This is a genomic window from Nocardioides sp. S5-5 (assembly GCF_054954065.1).
In genome coordinates, this window is the sequence record NZ_CP199913.1 from 1,549,387 (window position 1) to 1,566,561 (window position 17,175).

The following is a 17,175-nucleotide window of genomic DNA, read 5'->3' on the forward strand; positions in this document are numbered from 1 at the left end:
GCCCGCACAGCGCCGTGCGCCCCTTCTCGAACCACTCCTGCGAAGGACCCCCGCTGTGACCGACCCGACCGCGCGCCCCGTCGTCCTCATCGCCGAAGAGCTGAGCCCTGCCACCGTCGAGGCGCTCGGCCCCGACTTCGAGATCCGGCACTGCAACGGTGCGGACCGCGCGGACCTGCTGGCGGCGATCGTGACGGCCGACGCGATCCTGGTCCGGTCCGCGACGAAGGTCGACGCCGAGGCACTGGCCGCCGCGACCCGGCTCAAGGTGGTCGCGCGGGCCGGGGTCGGCCTCGACAACGTCGACGTCAAGGCCGCCACCCAGTCCGGCGTGATGGTCGTCAACGCGCCGACGTCCAATATCGTCTCCGCCGCCGAGCTCGCCGTCGCGCTGATGCTCGCCGCGGCCCGCCACGTCTCGCCGGCCCACGCCGCGCTGCGCGGCGGCGAGTGGAAGCGGTCGAAGTACACCGGCATCGAGCTGTTCGAGAAGACCGTCGGCATCGTCGGCCTGGGCCGGATCGGCGTCCTCGTCGCGCAGCGCCTGGCCGCGTTCGGCATGAACGTGATCGCCTACGACCCCTACGTCCAGGCGGGGCGCGCCGCCCAGGTCGGCGTGCGCCTCGTCGACCTCGACACCTTGATGGCCGAGTCCGACTTCATGTCGGTCCACCTGCCCAAGACCGCCGAGACGGTCGGCCTGATCGACGCCGAGGCCTTGGCGAAGGCCAAGCCGTCGCTGGTCCTGGTCAACGCCGCGCGCGGCGGCATCGTCGACGAGGGGGCGCTGTACGACGCCCTCAAGACCGGCCGGATCGCGGCCGCCGGCCTCGACGTCTTCGCCCAGGAGCCCTGCACCGACAGCCCGCTCTTCGAGCTCGAGAACGTCGTCGCCACCCCTCATCTCGGCGCCTCCACCGACGAGGCCCAGGAGAAGGCCGGCATTGCGGTCGCCAAGTCGGTGCGCCTCGCGCTGTCCGGCGAGCTGGTCCCGGACGCCGTCAATGTGCAGGGCGGCGTCATCGCCGAGGACGTGCGCCCCGGCATCCCGCTGACGGAGAAGCTCGGCCAGATCTTCACCGCCGTCGCCGGCGAGGTCGCCCAGCAGCTCGACGTCGAGGTCCGCGGCGAGATCGCCGACCACGACGTGAAGGTGCTCGAGCTCGCCGCCCTCAAGGGCGTGTTCAGCGCGGTCGTCGAGGACCAGGTCTCCTACGTCAACGCCCCGCTGCTCGCGGCCGAGCGCGGCATCGTCGTACGCCTGGTCATGGACGGCGAGAGCGGCGACCACCGCAACCTGATCACCCTGCGCGGCACCCTCGCCGACGGAACCCAGGTCTCCGTCAGCGGCACCCTGGTCGGCATCGCCCAGAAGGAGCGACTGGTCGAGGTCAACGGCTACCTGGTCGACATCGAGCCCACCGAGCACCTCGCGTTCTTCACCTACGTCGACCGCCCCGGCATGGTCGGTACCGTCGGCCAGATCCTCGGCGACTCGCAGGTCAACATCGCCGGCATGCAGGTGTCCCGCGAGACCAAGGGCGGCGACGCGCTCGTCGCGCTCTCCGTCGACTCGGCCATCCCCGCCGACGCGCTCGCTCAGATCGAGGCGGCGATCGAGGCGACGTCGATCCGGGCAGTCGACCTGGTCTGACCGGGCTGCAGGAACTCCCTGACGAGTACGCCGCTCAGCGCACCCGGAACCGTGCCACGGGGCCTGCCACCGAGGTGCCGACGACGTTGGTGGCGCTCAGCGTCACCCGGTACTTGCCGGGCTTGAGCCGCTTGAGGACGGTACGCACGGCCGCGGCGTCGAGCCGGCGGAGGACGGTGCTCTTCTTGCCCGCGACCTTGGCCTTCACGACCAGGGTGTAGCCGGTGATCGCGGCGCCGCCGTCGAGGGGAGCGCTCCACGCCACGACCGCCTTGCGTCGCTTCACCTTCACGCTCAGCGCGGCCGGCTGCCCGGGAGCCGTCGCCGGCGGGGGATCGGTGCCGTTGGGCGTGAACGCGTAGCTCACGGCGAAGAAGGCCGGCGAGCTCCAGTCCGCGAGGATCCGGTACGTCGTGCCCTTGGCCACCGGCACCGTGCGGGCCGCACCGACGGGGAAGTAGGCGAGGGTGCCGAGACCGGTCGCGTCGAGCAGGTACGGGTAGGGGACGTCCGCCCATACCCGCGTCGACTGGAGGCTGTTGGGGACGGTCAGGGACAGGGAGCCGCTCGCGGGGGCGGTCCAGCGGAACCAGGCGGAGTGCGAGCCGACGGTCGAGCCGTACAGCGGGTACTCGAAGGGCTCGGTGGTCATCTGCCCGGCCTCGACGTCGAAGGAGCCGCTCGATCCGCTCAGCGTCGTGGGGGTGGCGAAGGAGTCGTTGGCGGGCTGGGCCGCCGCGGCCAGGGAGGCGGAGATGCTGGTGGCGGTGCTGGTGGCGGCCCCGCTGGGACGGCCGACCTGGAGGAGATAGCTGCGCCCGGGCCGTACGTACTGGTTGACATAGCCGATCTCGCCGGTGCTGCCGTCGTGATAGCTGTCGCACACGACCACCTCCGGCGTACCGGACGTGACGTCGAACAGCCGCATCCGAGCCGACCAGGTGTTGTGGTTGGTGATGAGCAGCCGGCCGGTCTGGCTGGGGGTGTACTTGAACCAGACGGTCTGCTGCATGCCGTACTCGCAGTCGGGCGGATCCGGCTCGCCCGGCTCGGTGTCGGCCATCAGCAAGGTGACGGGCTGGTGGTCGCTCAGGATCAGGCTCGAGGCGTTGGCACGGTCGTTGTTGGCCGGTGGGAGCGCCTGCAGGAGCACCGTGTAGGCACCCGAGGCGGCGCCCCATCCCGCCAGCCGGAGGTAGTACGTGGTGCCCGCCGTCAGCGCCCGCTCCACGCGGGACTTGCTGTCGTTGTCGGACTTGTCGTCGTTGCAGGCCAGGGTGCTGCCGGCCTGGTTCTCGATCGAGAGCACCGTGTCGAAGGTCGCGTAGCTGAGGTCGAAGACGTAGGTCGTGGACGCCGGTGGCGTGAAGCGGTACCACACGGAGTGGCCCGATCCCGGGACCGAGGAGTACGGGCCGGTGCATCCACTCAGAGCGCCCGTCTCGGCGGGCTCGGTGGTCGCGTCCGCGGTGGTGTTGCCGAAGACGTTGGTGGTGAAGTAGTTCCAGGTCGTCGCATCGGCCCGGTTGTCGTTGCTCGGCGCCGCCGCGCGCGCCGGACCACCGTGGACCAGCAGTCCGGCCACCAGGAGCAGGGCGAGGACGCCGGGCAGGCGGCGTACGGTCGAGGTGTTTCCCCAGGGCGTTCCCACGACGCTGATTGTCGGGCTCCGTGACCCGCGCCGTCGGTAGGGATCGGTCGTAATCAGGCGACCAGCACCGGCTCCGCTCCGGCCGGCGGGGCGGCCGCGCCGCCTCGTCCCGAGGTGACCACGGCCCAGGCCTCCGCGATCCGTCGTACCGCCTCGACCAGCTGGGGGGCGGCCATCGCGTAGGGCAGCCGGATGTAGCGGTCCAGCCCGCCCTCGGGCGCGAACGAGGGACCGGGCGCGAGCAGGACGCCGTGTCGCTCGGCCTCGGTCGACAGCGTGGTCGCGGCGGCGAGGGGCAGGCGGCACCACAGCGCCATCCCGCCGGCGGGGGGCCGGAACTCCCACCCGGGCAGGTGGACGGCGAGCGCGCCGGCCATCGCGTCGCGCTGCTCACGCAGCCGGGTGCGCTGCCCCCGCAGCAGGTCGCTCAGGTCGCCGGTCAGCAGCCGGGCCAGCACCAGCTGCTCGAGCACCGGGACGCCGAGGTCGAGCCCGACCCGGGCCCGGGTGAGCCGGTCGACCAGCGCGTGCGGCGCCCGGATCCAGCCCAGCCGCAGACCGCCCCAGATGCTCTTGCTGGCGCTGCCCACGCAGACCGCGTCCCTGGCGAGTGCCGCGAACGGCGTGCCCGCCGCGGTGTCGTCGTCGAGGGCGAGCAGGTGGTGCGCCTCGTCGACCACGGCGACGGCGTCGTGGCCGGCGAGCAGCCGGGCGTACCGCTCGCGGTCGGGCTCGGACATCACCAGCCCGGTCGGGTTGTGGAAGTCCGGCATCACATGCACCAGCCGTGGCCGGTGCCGGGCCACCGTCGCGGCGACGGCGTCGAGGTCCCAGCCGGACGGATCCAGCGCGACCGTGGTCAGTCGCCCGCCCCCGGTCCGCAGCGCCTGCACCGCGTTGGGGTAGGTCGGCGACTCCATCAGCACCCGGTCCCGGGGACCGGCCAGCGCGCTGCCCACGACCGCGGTCGCGGCCAGCGCGCCCGGGGTGACGATGATCTGCTCGGGCGCGGTCGGCAGTCCGCGGGCGTCGTACGTCGCCGCGATGGCGGCCTGCAGGTCCGGCATGCCGGCGGGGAAGTAGCCGTGGCCGCCGAGGTGGGCGGGCAGGTCGGCGGCCGCCTCGGCGTACACGGCCGCGATGCCGGGTGGAGCGGTCGCCGCTGCGCAGACCAGGTCGATCACGCCGTCGCCGACGTCGCTGGGCCACAGCGCCCGGTCGAGCGCGCGGGTGCGCCCGCCCGGAAGCCGGGTGAAGGTTCCCGCGCCCTGCCGGGCCTGCGCGTAGTGGGACTCGCGCAATACGGCGTAGGCCCGGGTCACGGTGGTGCGGGAGACGCCCAGCGCCTCGGTCAGGTCGCGCTCGCTGGGCAGGCGGGTGCCGTAGCCCACCCGGCCGTCGCCGATCAGCTCGCGCAGCGCGTCGGCCAGGCCGACGTACGCCGGCGAGCGGTCGAACCCGTCGACCAGCGTCGCCAGCCGCGCCGCGGTCAGAGTGGACTGCGTCATGCAGGCCACTGTCTCATGATTGGCTATTTCAGAACAGTCCAATCTTCGTCACGCTGGTGTCATGTCGATCGCCGCGTCCGCTCCCCGGGCCGCCGTCCAGCTCGCCGACCTCGGCCCCGTCGCCCAGCTCCGCGCCGGACGGTTGCCCCGCCGCCTCGTGCAGCTCTACGTCGGCCTGTGGCTCTACGGCGTCAGCCTGGCCCTGATGGTGCTCGGCGACATCGGCCTGGCCCCGTGGGACGTGCTCCACTCCGGATTCATCCGCCACGTCCCGATCACGCTCGGCCAGGCGGTCGTGCTGTTCAGCTTCGTGGTCCTCGTGCTGTGGATCCCGCTGCGCGAGAAGCCCGGCCTCGGCACCCTCTCCAACGCGATCGTCGTCGGCATGTCCGCCGACGTCACCCTCGGCATGTTCGACGCTCCGGACAGCATGGCCGTCCGGATCGCGCTCATGGTCGCCGGCATCGTCCTGTGCGGCCTCGCCACCGCCCTCTACATCGGCGCCCAGCTCGGCCGCGGCCCCCGCGACGGCCTGATGACCGGGCTCGCGCGTCGTACCGGACTCTCGATCCGGCTGGTCCGCACCGGCCTCGAGGTCGCCGTCGTCGCCATCGGCCTGGTCCTCGGCGGCACGCTCGGGCTCGGCACGGTCGCGTACGCGCTCACCATCGGGCCGATCGCTCAGTGGATGATGCCGTGGTTCCTGGTCGACCTGGAGTCCTGAGCCGGTCCGTTCGGTCCGCGGGATCGGTGGGATCCCTGAGCCGGACCCTGATTTGCCCACGTGAGCCTGCATGAGCAGAGGGTTCGCTGGATAGGCTCGGGCCATGACCACCGACGGTTCCCAGGCCGCTGCCCCCGAGCCGGCCCCGCTCGCCCCTCCCGAGCCCGCGATCACGCTGACGGCACCGGCGGCGCCGGCGCCGGTTGTGGAGACCCAGGCGCCCAAGATGGCGCCCCAGGTCGAGGCGGCGATGGTGCCCGAGCTCGACGCGAAGGTCGACAACTTCCTGGCCTCTCTCGCCGCGGCCAAGGCGGGCAGCCCGGAGTTCGCGGCGCAGGCCGAGAACGTGCGCACCATGGGTGACGCCGACATCCGCAAGGCGGCGGAGACGTCGAACCGGATGCTCGACAAGCCGGTGACCGCGCTCAAGTCCGGTGGCATCGCGCAGGGCTCCACCGTCGGCAAGACGCTGCTCGAGCTGCGTCGTACGGTCGAGGACCTGGATCCCGGCCAGGCGACCGGCGTCAAGAAGTGGTGGGACAAGCTCCCCTTCAACGACAAGATCGAGGACTACTTCCGCAAGTACCAGTCCTCGCAGAGCCAGCTCAACGGCATCCTCCACTCGCTGCGCAGCGGGCAGGACGAGCTGACCCGCGACAACGTGGCGCTCAACCTGGAGAAGACCAACCTCTGGGGCGTGATGGGGCGGCTCAACCAGTACATCTACGTCGCCGAGAAGCTCGACGCGAAGCTGTCGGCCAAGATCGCCGAGCTCGAGCTGAGCGACCCCGAGACGGCCAAGACGCTGTCCCAGGACGTGCTGTTCTACGTCCGGCAGAAGCACCAGGACCTGCTCACCCAGCTCGCGGTGTCGATCCAGGCGTACCTCGCCATCGACATCATCATCAAGAACAACATCGAGCTGATCAAGGGCGTCGACCGGGCGACGACGACGACCATCTCCGCGCTGCGGACCGCGGTCATCGTCGCGCAGGCGCTGAGCAACCAGAAGCTGGTGCTCGACCAGATCACGGCGCTCAACACGACGACGTCCGCGATGATCCAGCGCACCTCGGAGATGCTCAAGGAGAACTCCGCGGCGATCCAGGAGCAGGCGGCGTCCTCGACGATCGGCATCGAGCAGCTGCAGGCGGCGTTCGCCAACATCTACGCGACCATGGACTCGATCGACGAGTTCAAGCTCAAGGCGCTCGACAACATGTCGACCACGATCGGCGTCCTCGAGAACGAGGTGCAGAAGTCGAAGGCGTACCTCGACCGGGTGCAGCAGCACGACGCGCGCAACGCCGCCGGCACGCTGGACATCGGCTAGGTCGAGGAGCGCAGGGGACAGGGCAGATTCCGGGTGGGGCTGAAGTCGTGGTGGCGCAGGTCTCGGGGCGTCGCGCAGGAGCCGGCGTACGTCGTGCCGCCGGCGCCGACCGAGCAGGACATCCGGGCTGCCCTCAACCAGGTGGCCGCGATGCTCACCGACAACAACGCGCCGCCGGTCGTCGTGTCGCGGGTGCAGCGGATCGCGCGCACCATCAACCAGACGCTGCCGCGGCTGAGCCAGCTCGGGCTCGGCAGCGAGGAGAGCTACTCGGTGGTGGCGACGGCGACCGACTACCTCCCTGAGGCACTCCAGTCCTATCTCCGGCTGCCCCGCGACTGGGCCGACACCCGGCCGATCGACGGGCCGAAGACGGCGCTGCTGGTGCTCATCGAGGCGCTCGAGCTGCTCGGCGCGACGATGGACCAGATCCTCGACGCCGCCAACCGCGCCGACGCGCAGGCCCTGATCGCCCACAGCCGCTTCCTCGACGCCAAGTTCGGCCACTCCTCCTCGGGCGGCCCCGACCTCACGCTGGGAACCTCATGACGACGCTCACCGAAGCCCTCGACGCCCTCGTCGCGACGGCCCGCGCGGCCGGGCTCGACGAGGCCGCCGCCCGCGCCGAGGGCGAGGCGGTCGCCGCCACGGTGTCGGAGCGCTCCCGCAGCGCCTTCGTCGACTGGTGCGCGCAGACCGGGCGCGAGCGCTCCGCCGAGGTGTACATGCTCGCGGCCAAGCGCGGCAACCGGTTCCGCGCCGGCCCGACGCCGCTGATGGCGCAGCTGCTGCTGGCCAAGTCGGCCGCGTCGGCCGACTACGCCGGCGCGCTGGCCGACGTCGCGATCGCCGGCTCGGCGCTCGGCGAGCCCGGGCCCGACGCCGTCGGCGCCGCCACCACGGTCACCACCGCCCAGCTCGGCGGGGGAGCGGCCGGGCTCACCCCGTCGTCGAGCGCCCCCGGCGCCTTCGACCTGCCGGCGCGCCAGCCGGTGCCGGGCCTCGGGGACCAGATGCTCGACCAGGTCCGCCGCGTCGGGGAGCAGGTCCGCCGCCAGCTCGGCGCGCTCAACGAGGCAGGCGCTCCACCTATGGACTCCGCGCCGTCGGCTCCGCCGCAGTCGCTGGACGGAGCGGAGCGAGGAACGAGTGGAGCGGAGGAAGCGGCTGCGTTGGCAGCGGAGCCGACAGCTCCGGCGGAGCCGGAGCAATCAACACAGCCCACCAAGAGCGTCGAGGAGCTGCTCGCCGAGCTCGACGGGCTGATCGGCCTGGCCAACGTCAAGGGCGAGATCCACCGCCAGGCCGCGGTGCTGCGGGTCGAGGGGCTGCGCAAGCAGGCCGGCCTGGAGTCCCCGACGATCACCCGCCACCTCGTCTTCAACGGCAACCCCGGCACCGGCAAGACCACGGTGGCCCGCCTGGTCGCCGGGATCTACCGCGCGCTCGGGCTGCTCACCAAGGGCCAGCTGGTCGAGGTGGACCGCTCCGAGCTGGTCGCCGGGTACCTCGGCCAGACCGCCGCCAAGACCGCCGAGGTCGTGAAGTCGGCCGAGGGCGGCGTGCTGTTCATCGACGAGGCGTACTCCCTCTCCGGTGACCAGTACGGCAAGGAGGCCATCGACACCCTGGTCAAGGAGATGGAGGACAAGCGCGACGACCTCGTCGTCATCGTCGCCGGCTATCCGCTCCCCATGGCGATCTTCATCTCCGAGAACCCGGGCCTCGAGAGCCGGTTCCGCACCACCATCGACTTCGCCGACTACACCGACGACGAGCTCGCGGCGATCTTCGAGTCGATGGTCAAGGATGCCGACTACGACGCCGGCGAGCCGGTGTTGACCCGGCTGCGCGAGATCCTCGCCGACACCGAGCGTGGGCCGTCCTTCGGCAACGCCCGGTTCGTCCGCAACCTGATGGAGGCCGCGATCGGCCACCACGCCTGGCGGCTGCGCGACATCGCCGAGCCCACGCTCGAGCAGCTGCGCGCGCTCGAGCCCGACGATCTCGTCGTCGACCCGAACGGCGAGAGCGGGCCCGATGCCGTCGCAACCGACGGTGAGGTCACACCGCCCGACCACGTCGAGCCGGCCGAGCCGGTCGATCCCTTCACCGACGCCCCCGAGGAGGAGTCGTGAGCCAGACCGCCACCCCAGCGGCCGCCCCACCGCCCCCGGCCAACGCGCCCGCCGCCGCACCGGCACCCGCGGCCGCCCAACCCGCGCCGTCGTACGTCGACACGCCGGCGCTGCTCAACCGCTGGCAGCTGATCGGCATGAGCGTGGCGATCGTGTTCGGCATCGTCAGCGCGCTCGTGCAGTTCGTGGGCTGGCAGTCCGACGGGCGGGCGGCCGACGACACCGAGCAGCTGCTGCGGGTGCAGGAGATCAAGACCTCCCTGTTGCGTGCCGACGCCCTCGCGACCAATGCCTTCCTCAAAGGTGGCCTCGAGGACCCCGCCCAGCGCAAGGAGTACGACGCGGCGATCGACGGGGTGCTGAAGGAGATCGCCGACGCGGCCGAGGCGCAGCCCGCGGACCGCAAGGCCCTCGCGGCGCTGAACGTCGAGGTGACCGAGTACGCCACCGGCGTGGCCCAGGGACGCGACAACAACCGGCAGAACTTCCCGATCGGGGCGGAGTATCTGAGCACCGCCAGCGTCGAGCTGCGGGCGAGCGCGCTGCCGATCCTCGACGAGCTGATCAAGGCCAACCAGCAGCGGGCCGAGGACGCCATGAACGGACAGCACCCGATCTGGCTCTTCCTGTTCGGCGTCGTGATCCTCGCCGCCCTGGTGTGGCTCAACCGCGAGCTGGCCCGGCACTTCCGCAGGCGCATCAACAAGGGCATCGCGGTGGCGGCCGTCATCGTCCTCGTGGTCACGCTGATCACGGTGGCCGGCGCCTGGATCCGCGACAGCTCCAACGACAGCCTGCGCGACGGCGAGTTCGCGACCGCCGTCCACGAGGCCAACGCGCGCACCGCCGGCAACGACGCGAAGGCCAACGAGAGCCTGCGGCTGATCAAGCGCGGCTCCGGCGCCACCTATGAGGACAACTGGAAGACCTCGGCCGAGGCCGTCGTCGACTCGGACACCGGCGCGGCGAGCGACTGGCAGGCCTACACGAAGGTCCATGGCGAGATCGTGGCGCTCGACGACGCCGGCGAGTGGGAGCAGGCGCGGGCCAAGGCGATCGAGGAGAGCGGGAAGGCGTTCCAGCCCTTCGACGACGCCACCCGCGCAGCCGTCGACAAGAACGGCGCCGTGGCGACCGAGGACCTGCGCAGCGGGCGCTGGTTCGCCCTGCTGCTGAGCGGGCTGACCCTGCTCCTCGGGGTCGGGGCCGCGCTGTCCGTGGCCCGAGGTATCGGCGAACGGCGGAGGGAGTTCTCATGATCCGGGTCCGGTTCCTGGTCGCGACGGCGGCGATCGCGCTGCTCGCGGGGTGTGGGTACGACGCCACGCCGCTGCCGAAGGCCGACGAGAGCCCGGCGGCGTCGCCAGGCCCCGCGGCCACGCCCGTCGAGTGCGCCAACCCCACGCAGTCCTACGATCCCAGCGCCGACAAGGGGGCGGCGGTCAAGCAGCTCACCAACAAGGGCCGGCTGGTCGTCGGCGTGTCGGGCGACACCTACAAGATGGGCTTCACCGACCCGACGGACGGCAAGCTCAAGGGCTTCGACATCGCGTTCGCGCAGGAGATCGCCAAGGCGCTCGGCGTCACGCTCGACCTGCGGGTGATCTCTGCCGCGCAGCGGATCCCGATGCTCCAGAGCGGCGAGATCGACATGGTGGCCCGCAACATGACGGTCAACTGCGACCGCTGGACGAATGTCGCCTTCTCCGCGGTCTACTACAACGCCACCCAGAAGGTGCTGGTCGGCAGCGACGAGGCCGGCGGGTACAGCGGCCCGGCGAGCCTGGCGGGCAAGCGGGTCTGCGCGCCGACCGCGACGACGAGCGTCGCCAACATCAAGAAGATCGAGCCGGACGTGATCGCGGTCGAGGCCGCCAACCACACCGGGTGCCTGATCAAGTTCCAAAACAGCGAGGTCGACGCGATCACCGGCGACGACACGGTGCTTGCGGGTCTCGCGGCGCAGGACCCCTACACGGCGGTGCCACCGCAGGAGAAGCTCACCGACGAGCCGTACGGCCTGGCGTTCAACACGGACGACGTGGCGCTGGTCCGCTTCGCCAACTCGGTGCTCGACCAGATGCGCGCCGACGGTCGCTGGGCGCAGATCTACGACGAGTGGCTCAAGCCCACGCTCACGGTCGACGCCACGCCCCCTGCGCCCGTCTACGGCCGGTGAGCGTGGACCAGGCCACCATGACGACCACGGCGCCCACCGCCCCCGGCAAGCTCGGGGACGCGCTGGAGCCTGCCGTGATCCAGGTCTACCTGGGCGAGCTCGACACCTGGCTGCGGGTACGCCGCTCCGAGCTCGGCGAGCTCGACCAGGCCGCGCTGGCGGTGGGGCGTGGGGGCGAGCTGGCGGGCGACATGTCGCTGGCGCTGGCGTTGTGGAAGGCGATCTCGGACCGCTACCAGCTGGTCTTCGCGACCTGGGACGGCGGCCGGGTGCTCCAGCAGGAGCGGGAGCGGATCTCGGCGCTGATCTGGGGCCGGCTCGACGGGGCCACCGAGCTGCCCGGCGGGCTGGCGGTGTCGTTGCCCGAGGCGGGGCGGCTGTGCGACGCGCTGACGGGTCAGCTGCGCAGCCGGCTGGCTCTGGTGCCGGGCGCCGACGAGCAGGCGGCGCGGATCCGCGACCTGCGGGCGCAACTGGAGCGGATCCGCGACCAGGTGGGTCTCGAGCCGGCGCTGACCCGCGACGCGGCCGTCAACCGACTGGCCGAGCTGATGTCGCGGCTGGAGGGGATCACCGCCAAGGCCGAGCGTGGCGGCGACGCCGGCGGCATGCTCGGGCCGCTGGAGGTCGAGGCGACCACGTTCGAGCGCGACCTGATCGTCGGCAACGCCCGGCGCCGCGACGCCCGCGACCAGGTGATCTCGGCGCGTGAGCTGCGCAGCGACCTGGAGGCGCGGGCGGCGGCGCTGCGGAAGCTGGCCGAGACCTGCGTGGCGACGGTCGACCCCGCGCCGCGGTACGCCGTCCCCGACGTCGACGCCCTCGGCCCGGTGCCGGTCACGCCCGACGCCATCGGCCCCTATCTCGAGCGGCTCGACCGCGTCTCGCAGGCCCTCGAGGTCGCCCAGCACGCCTATGCCGCCGCGCTCGACGAGCACACCCAGCTCGTCGCGCTGCTCGACGCGTACGTCGCCAAGGCCAGCGCGTGCGCCGTGGCCGACCACCCCGACCTCGTGGCGAGCGAGCGGTCCGCCCGCGACCTGCTCGAGCGCCGACCGGCGCCGATGGCGGTCGCGAAGCAGCTCGTCACGACGTACCAGACCTGGCTAGTGAAGGAGACCAGCTCATGAGCGCAGGCGCCTGCACCCAACCCGGCTGCACGGGCAGCATCGTCGACGGCTACTGCGACGTGTGCGGCATGCCCGGCACCCCAGCGGTGCCGGCCGCCCCGGCCGCGGGGGAGGACGCCACGGTCAAGGCGCCGATCGCCGCCGCGGTGGCGTCCGGCAACCCGGCGAGCGTGGCGGCCTCGACCTGCCAGCAGCCCGGCTGCACCGGCACCATCCTCGACGGCTACTGCGACGTGTGCGGATCGCCTGCCGTCCCCGGGGCCAGGGTCGCCGAGGCGACCGCGTTGGCCGAGGCGCAGCCGCTCTCGGGACGCGAGGGCACGTCCGCCACCGCCGCGAGCCGGGTCCAGTCGGCCGCGATCGGGTCGAAGCGCGCCGGCGCCACCGGCAGCACCTCGACGCGGCGCACCCGCACCGGCTCGCAGCGGATGCGCGCGGCTCGGATCGGGGCCGGCCTGACCGTCGTACCTCCCGCGCCCCCGGTCGACGCCGCCAAGGCGATCATGGCCAACCCGCAGGTGCCCGAGGACAAGCGCGCCTGCGCCAAGTGCGGCAACGCCGTGGGCCGCAGCATCGACGGCCAGCCGGGGCGCAGCGAGGGCTTCTGCCCCAACTGCGGCCAGCAGTTCTCGTTCACCCCGAAGCTGCAGCAGGGGGACCTGGTCGCCGGCCAGTACGAGGTGGCGGGCGCGCTCGCCCACGGCGGCCTCGGCTGGATCTACCTGGCCCGCGACCGCAACGTCTCCAACCGCTGGGTCGTGCTCAAGGGCCTGCTCAACTCCGGCGATCCCGACGCGCTGGCCGCGGCGATCGCCGAGCAGCAGTTCCTCGCCCAGGTCGAGCACCCGCTGATCGTCGAGATCTACAACTTCGTCACGCACGAGGGCGCCGGCTACATCGTGATGGAGTACGTCGGCGGCAAGTCCCTCAAGCAGATCCTCAAGCAGCGGATGGTCGCCAACAACGGCGTCTACGACCCGCTGCCGGTGGACCAGGCGCTGGCCTACATCCTGGAGCTGCTGCCGGCGTTCCAATACCTCCACGACCTCGGCCTGGTCTACTGCGACTTCAAGCCCGACAACATGATCCAGGTCGGCGACGCCATGAAGCTGATCGACCTCGGCGGCGTACGACGCATCGACGACGAGGAGTCGGCGATCTACGGCACCGTCGGCTACCAGGCGCCCGAGGTGGCCGAGGTCGGCCCGTCGGTGGCCTCCGACATCTACACGATCGGCCGCACCCTGGTCGTGCTGTGCATGGAGTTCCGCGGCTACCAGGGCACCTACCTGCACAGCCTGCCGCCGGTCGACGCGACGCCGCTGTTCCAGCAGTACGACTCGCTCTACCAGCTGATCGCCAAGTGCTGCGCGCCCGACCCGGCCGACCGGTTCGCGTCCGTCGACGAGATGCGCACCCAGGTGCTGGGCGTGCTGCGCGAGGTGGTGGCCCGCAGGCGACAGGGTACGGCGACCACGTCGGCTGCCTCGGTCCTGTTCGAGTCGCCCGCGACCGCACGGCAGATCACCGAGTGGAGCCAGCTGCCGGACCTGCGCACCGACACCACGGACCCCCAGTACGGGTGGCTGAGCACGATCGGCGCCGACGACCCGAAGCAGCGGCTCAAGGACCTCGAGTCGGCGCCCGAGGACACCGCCGAGGTGTGGCTGGCCCGCGCCCACGCGGCGCTCGTGCTCGGCGACCCGGTGCTGGCCAAGGGCCACGCCCAGAAGCTGCTCACCGACGATCCTTGGGAGTGGCGGGCGCTGTGGATCGAGGGCCTCGCCGCGGTCCAGGCCGGCGACTGGGAGACCGCGAAGGCGTCGTTCAACGCGGTCTACCAGCAGGTGCCCGGTGAGCTGGCGCCCAAGCTCGCGCTCGCCTTCGCCTGCGAGCGCGGTGGTCTGCCGGAGGTGGCCGAGGGGCTCTATCTCGTGTGTGCCTCCACCGACGCCGCCTACGTCCCGCCGGCCGCCTTCGGCATGGCGCGGGTCCGCGCGGACCGCCACGACGTCCCTGGCGCCGTGGCGGCGCTCGACCTGGTGCCGACCACCAGCCGCGGCTACACCGAGAGCCGCCAGCAGCGGGCCGAGGTGCTGCTGTCCGGCAGCGCACAGGACATCACCGTGCTCGATCAGGCGATGCGCACCATCGACTCCTCGAGCGTCGACCAGGCGACCCGGCAGCGGTTCACGGTGCGGATCCTCAACGAGGCGCTGCCCGTCGTGTCCGCGGGCACGGTGCCGGCAGGCGCCCGGATCGGCGCCGTCGAGGCGACCGAGGCCGGCGTGCGCGACGGGATCGAGAACGCCCTGCGGCTGCTCGCGCGCGACGCCGTCGACCTCAAGGATCGGGTCACCCTGGTCAACCAGGCCAACGCCGTCCGGAACTGGAGCCTCACGTGAACTGCCCCTCCTGCCAGGCCGCGCTCGCCCCCGGTGCCCGGTTCTGCGAGAACTGCGGGGCGCAGCTCGGTACGACGCCCGCCCCCGCGCCCGCGGCGGCGGTCTCCGCCGACCACCCGCTCGGCGACGCGCCGATCAGCGCGCCCACCCGCAAGCCCGCGGCCGCGCTGCCCGACCCGCCGGCGCCGGCCGGCCGGCGCCCGTGCGCCGAGTGTGGGGGAGAGGTCGGCCCCGACCTTTACTGCCTCGAGTGCGGCACCAAGGCGCCCAGCGAGCGCGACCACTTCCAGGAGCAGCCGGCGTCCTGGGTCGCCGGCGTCTGCGACAAGGCGATCGCCAAGAGCCGCAACGAGGACGCGATGGCGCTGCTGGCCGGCGCCGAGCCGGGCTCGCGGGCGGTGCTGATCGTGATGGACGGCGTCTCCAACTCCATCGACTCCGACGTCGCGTCGCTCGCCGGGGCCCGCGCGGCCCGCGAGGTGCTGCGGATGCCACTGCCGGCGGGGATGGGCACGCCGGAGAGCCGCGACGCCGCCGTACGCAAGGTCTTCACGGACGCCGCGGCCGCCGCCAACACCGCGATCGTCGCGGTCACCGACCCCGACTCGCCGAACCCCGCCTCGGCGACCTTCACGGCCGCCGTGCTGGAGGGCCGGCGGATCACCTGGGCCAATATCGGCGACTCCCGTTCGTACTGGCTGCCCGACGACGGCACGCCCGTGCAGCTCACCGTCGACGACTCCGTCGCGCAGGCCCAGATCGCCTCCGGCGTGGCCCGCGAGATCGCCGAGACGGGGCCGCAGGCGCACGCGATCACCAAGTGGCTGGGCCGCGACTCCGAGGACCAGAAGCCCACCGTCGGCGCCCTCGAGGTGGACCGCAGCGGCTGGCTGCTGGCCTGCTCCGACGGGCTGTGGAACTACGCGTCCGAGCCCGAGGCGCTGGCCGCGCAGGTCCGCGCCGCCGCCACCAGCGACCCGCTCGCCCTCGTGCTCGAGCTGGTCGCGTTCGCGAACGGCTCGGGCGGGCACGACAACATCACCGCCGCCCTCGCTCGGGTCGAAGTTCCGGGCCTCGGGCACAATGACCAGACGCCGACCCCAGGAGGAGAGCCGAGCGATGGCTGAGTTCAGCGCCGCCGTCTACCAGAACGAGTTCCTGCCCGACGGCGGGACCGACGTCAACGCGATCGTCACGATCACCTGCCAGGGCGCCGGCACCGCCGGTCAGTCCGGAGCGGGCAGCGCGGGCGAGATCATCATCGTCGACACGTCCGGGTCGATGGGCCCGGCGACGATGGCCGCCGCCAAGGAGGGCGCCCAGGCTGCGCTCGCCGAGATCGTCGACGGCACCTACTTCGCCGTCATCGCCGGCGCCGATCGGGCGATGCTGGCCTACCCGCAGGTGTCCAGCGGACCCGGCATGGTGCAGATGGACGCCCGCACCCGCCACGAGGCCTCGGCGGCGATCGACCGCTTCGTCGGCAGCGGCGGTACGGCGATCAGCACCTGGCTCGACCTCGCCGGCCAGCTGTTCTCCTCGGTCAGCGCCGTCACCCAGCGCCACGTCCTGTTGCTCACCGACGGCGAGAACCGGGAGCGCCCGGGCCGTCTCGACGACGCGATCAACCGCGCCACCGGCTACTACCAGGCCGACTGCCGCGGCGCCGGCACCGACTGGCAGGTCGCCGAGATCCGCCGGATCGCGCAGGCCCTGCTCGGCACTGTCGACATCATCCCCAGCCCGGTGGAGATGAAGGCGCAGTTCCAGGAGATCATGCGCAACGCCATGGCCCGTGGTGTCGCCGACGCGTCGCTGCGGGTGTGGACGCCGCAGGGCGCCGAGGTGCTGTTCGTGCGCCAGGTGTCCCCGACCGTCGAGGACCTGACCAACCGTCGTACACCGGTCAACCCGCTCACCGGCGACTACCCCACCGGCGCCTGGTCCGACGAGTCGCGCGACTACCACGTCGCCGTCCGGGTGCCGGCCAAGGCGATCGGCCAGGAGCAGCTCGCCGCCCGGGTGCAGCTCGCGCTGGGCAGCGACGTCGTCGCGCAGGGCCTGGTGAAGGCGACCTGGTCCAACAACTCCGAGCTCACCACCCGGATCGACCAGCAGGTCGCCCACTACACCGGCCAGGCCGAGCTCGCCCAGGCGATCCAGGAGGGCCTGGCGGCCAAGGCGGCCGGCGACGAGGCGACCGCCACCACCAAGCTCGGTCGCGCCGTCCAGCTGGCCGCCGAGACCGGCAACGACGAGGCCACCTCCAAGCTGCGCAAGGTCGTCGACGTCGACAACGAGGAGACCGGCACCGTCCGGCTCAAGCGGGCGGTCGAGAAGGCCGACGAGATGGCCCTCGACACCGCGTCCACCAAGACCACGCGGATCCGCAAGGAGCCGACAGCATGAACCACCCCACGAAGTTCTGCGCTTCCCCCGCTGCGCTCCTCCAG

Annotated in this window: 13 protein-coding genes; 11 read left to right on the forward strand and 2 right to left on the reverse strand. The window is 72.2% G+C overall.

Annotation, left to right across the window (positions count from 1 at the left end; genetic code table 11):
* Positions 1-55: 55 nt before the first annotated feature.
* On the forward strand, positions 56-1,654 hold the full coding sequence (gene serA, locus ACUP6Y_RS07305; protein ID WP_462555134.1) for a phosphoglycerate dehydrogenase: 1,599 nt from the start codon (positions 56-58) through the stop codon (positions 1,652-1,654).
* 34 nt (positions 1,655-1,688) lie between these two features.
* Here the strand turns inward: serA and ACUP6Y_RS07310 are convergent, their stop codons facing one another.
* Both ACUP6Y_RS07310 and yczR read right to left on the reverse strand, forming a co-directional pair.
* Entirely contained in the window at positions 1,689-3,305 is a 1,617-nt protein-coding gene (locus ACUP6Y_RS07310; protein ID WP_462555135.1) for a fibronectin type III domain-containing protein, read from the reverse strand.
* Between the two features lie 53 nt (positions 3,306-3,358).
* Entirely contained in the window at positions 3,359-4,813 is a 1,455-nt protein-coding gene (gene yczR, locus ACUP6Y_RS07315) for a MocR-like transcription factor YczR (protein ID WP_462555136.1), read from the reverse strand.
* Between the two features lie 61 nt (positions 4,814-4,874).
* Here yczR and yczE point away from each other — a divergent pair, with 61 nt between their 5' ends.
* From yczE to ACUP6Y_RS07365, 10 genes are all read left to right on the forward strand, one after another.
* The gene (yczE, locus tag ACUP6Y_RS07320; RefSeq protein WP_462555137.1) at positions 4,875-5,537 is read left to right on the forward strand and encodes a membrane protein YczE; all 663 of its coding nucleotides are present in this window, start codon (positions 4,875-4,877) and stop codon (positions 5,535-5,537) included.
* Between the two features lie 103 nt (positions 5,538-5,640).
* Positions 5,641-6,870, forward strand: a complete 1,230-nt coding sequence (locus ACUP6Y_RS07325) for a toxic anion resistance protein (RefSeq protein ID WP_462555138.1) — start codon at positions 5,641-5,643, stop codon at positions 6,868-6,870.
* 33 nt (positions 6,871-6,903) lie between these two features.
* Positions 6,904-7,419: a hypothetical protein gene (locus tag ACUP6Y_RS07330; protein WP_462555139.1), complete on the forward strand. Its 516-nt coding sequence runs from the start codon at positions 6,904-6,906 to the stop codon at positions 7,417-7,419.
* Positions 7,416-9,008, forward strand: coding sequence for an AAA family ATPase (locus tag ACUP6Y_RS07335; RefSeq protein WP_462555140.1), 1,593 nt, complete (start codon positions 7,416-7,418; stop codon positions 9,006-9,008). Before ACUP6Y_RS07330 ends, ACUP6Y_RS07335 begins: the two co-directional genes overlap by 4 nt.
* Entirely contained in the window at positions 9,005-10,267 is a 1,263-nt protein-coding gene (locus tag ACUP6Y_RS07340) for a hypothetical protein (RefSeq protein WP_462555141.1), read from the forward strand. The genes ACUP6Y_RS07335 and ACUP6Y_RS07340 overlap by 4 nt, the downstream gene beginning before the upstream one ends.
* Positions 10,264-11,187, forward strand: a complete 924-nt coding sequence (locus ACUP6Y_RS07345; protein WP_462555142.1) for a glutamate ABC transporter substrate-binding protein — start codon at positions 10,264-10,266, stop codon at positions 11,185-11,187. The genes ACUP6Y_RS07340 and ACUP6Y_RS07345 overlap by 4 nt, the downstream gene beginning before the upstream one ends.
* A complete protein-coding gene (locus ACUP6Y_RS07350; RefSeq protein WP_462555143.1) occupies positions 11,184-12,317 on the forward strand; it encodes a hypothetical protein in 1,134 nt (377 codons plus the stop codon). Before ACUP6Y_RS07345 ends, ACUP6Y_RS07350 begins: the two co-directional genes overlap by 4 nt.
* A complete protein-coding gene (locus ACUP6Y_RS07355) occupies positions 12,314-14,722 on the forward strand; it encodes a serine/threonine-protein kinase (RefSeq protein ID WP_462555144.1) in 2,409 nt (802 codons plus the stop codon). Before ACUP6Y_RS07350 ends, ACUP6Y_RS07355 begins: the two co-directional genes overlap by 4 nt.
* Entirely contained in the window at positions 14,719-15,849 is a 1,131-nt protein-coding gene (locus ACUP6Y_RS07360; RefSeq protein WP_462555145.1) for a protein phosphatase 2C domain-containing protein, read from the forward strand. The genes ACUP6Y_RS07355 and ACUP6Y_RS07360 overlap by 4 nt, the downstream gene beginning before the upstream one ends.
* Positions 15,842-17,131, forward strand: coding sequence for a vWA domain-containing protein (locus ACUP6Y_RS07365; protein WP_462555146.1), 1,290 nt, complete (start codon positions 15,842-15,844; stop codon positions 17,129-17,131). Before ACUP6Y_RS07360 ends, ACUP6Y_RS07365 begins: the two co-directional genes overlap by 8 nt.
* The last annotated feature ends 44 nt before the right edge of the window (positions 17,132-17,175 follow it).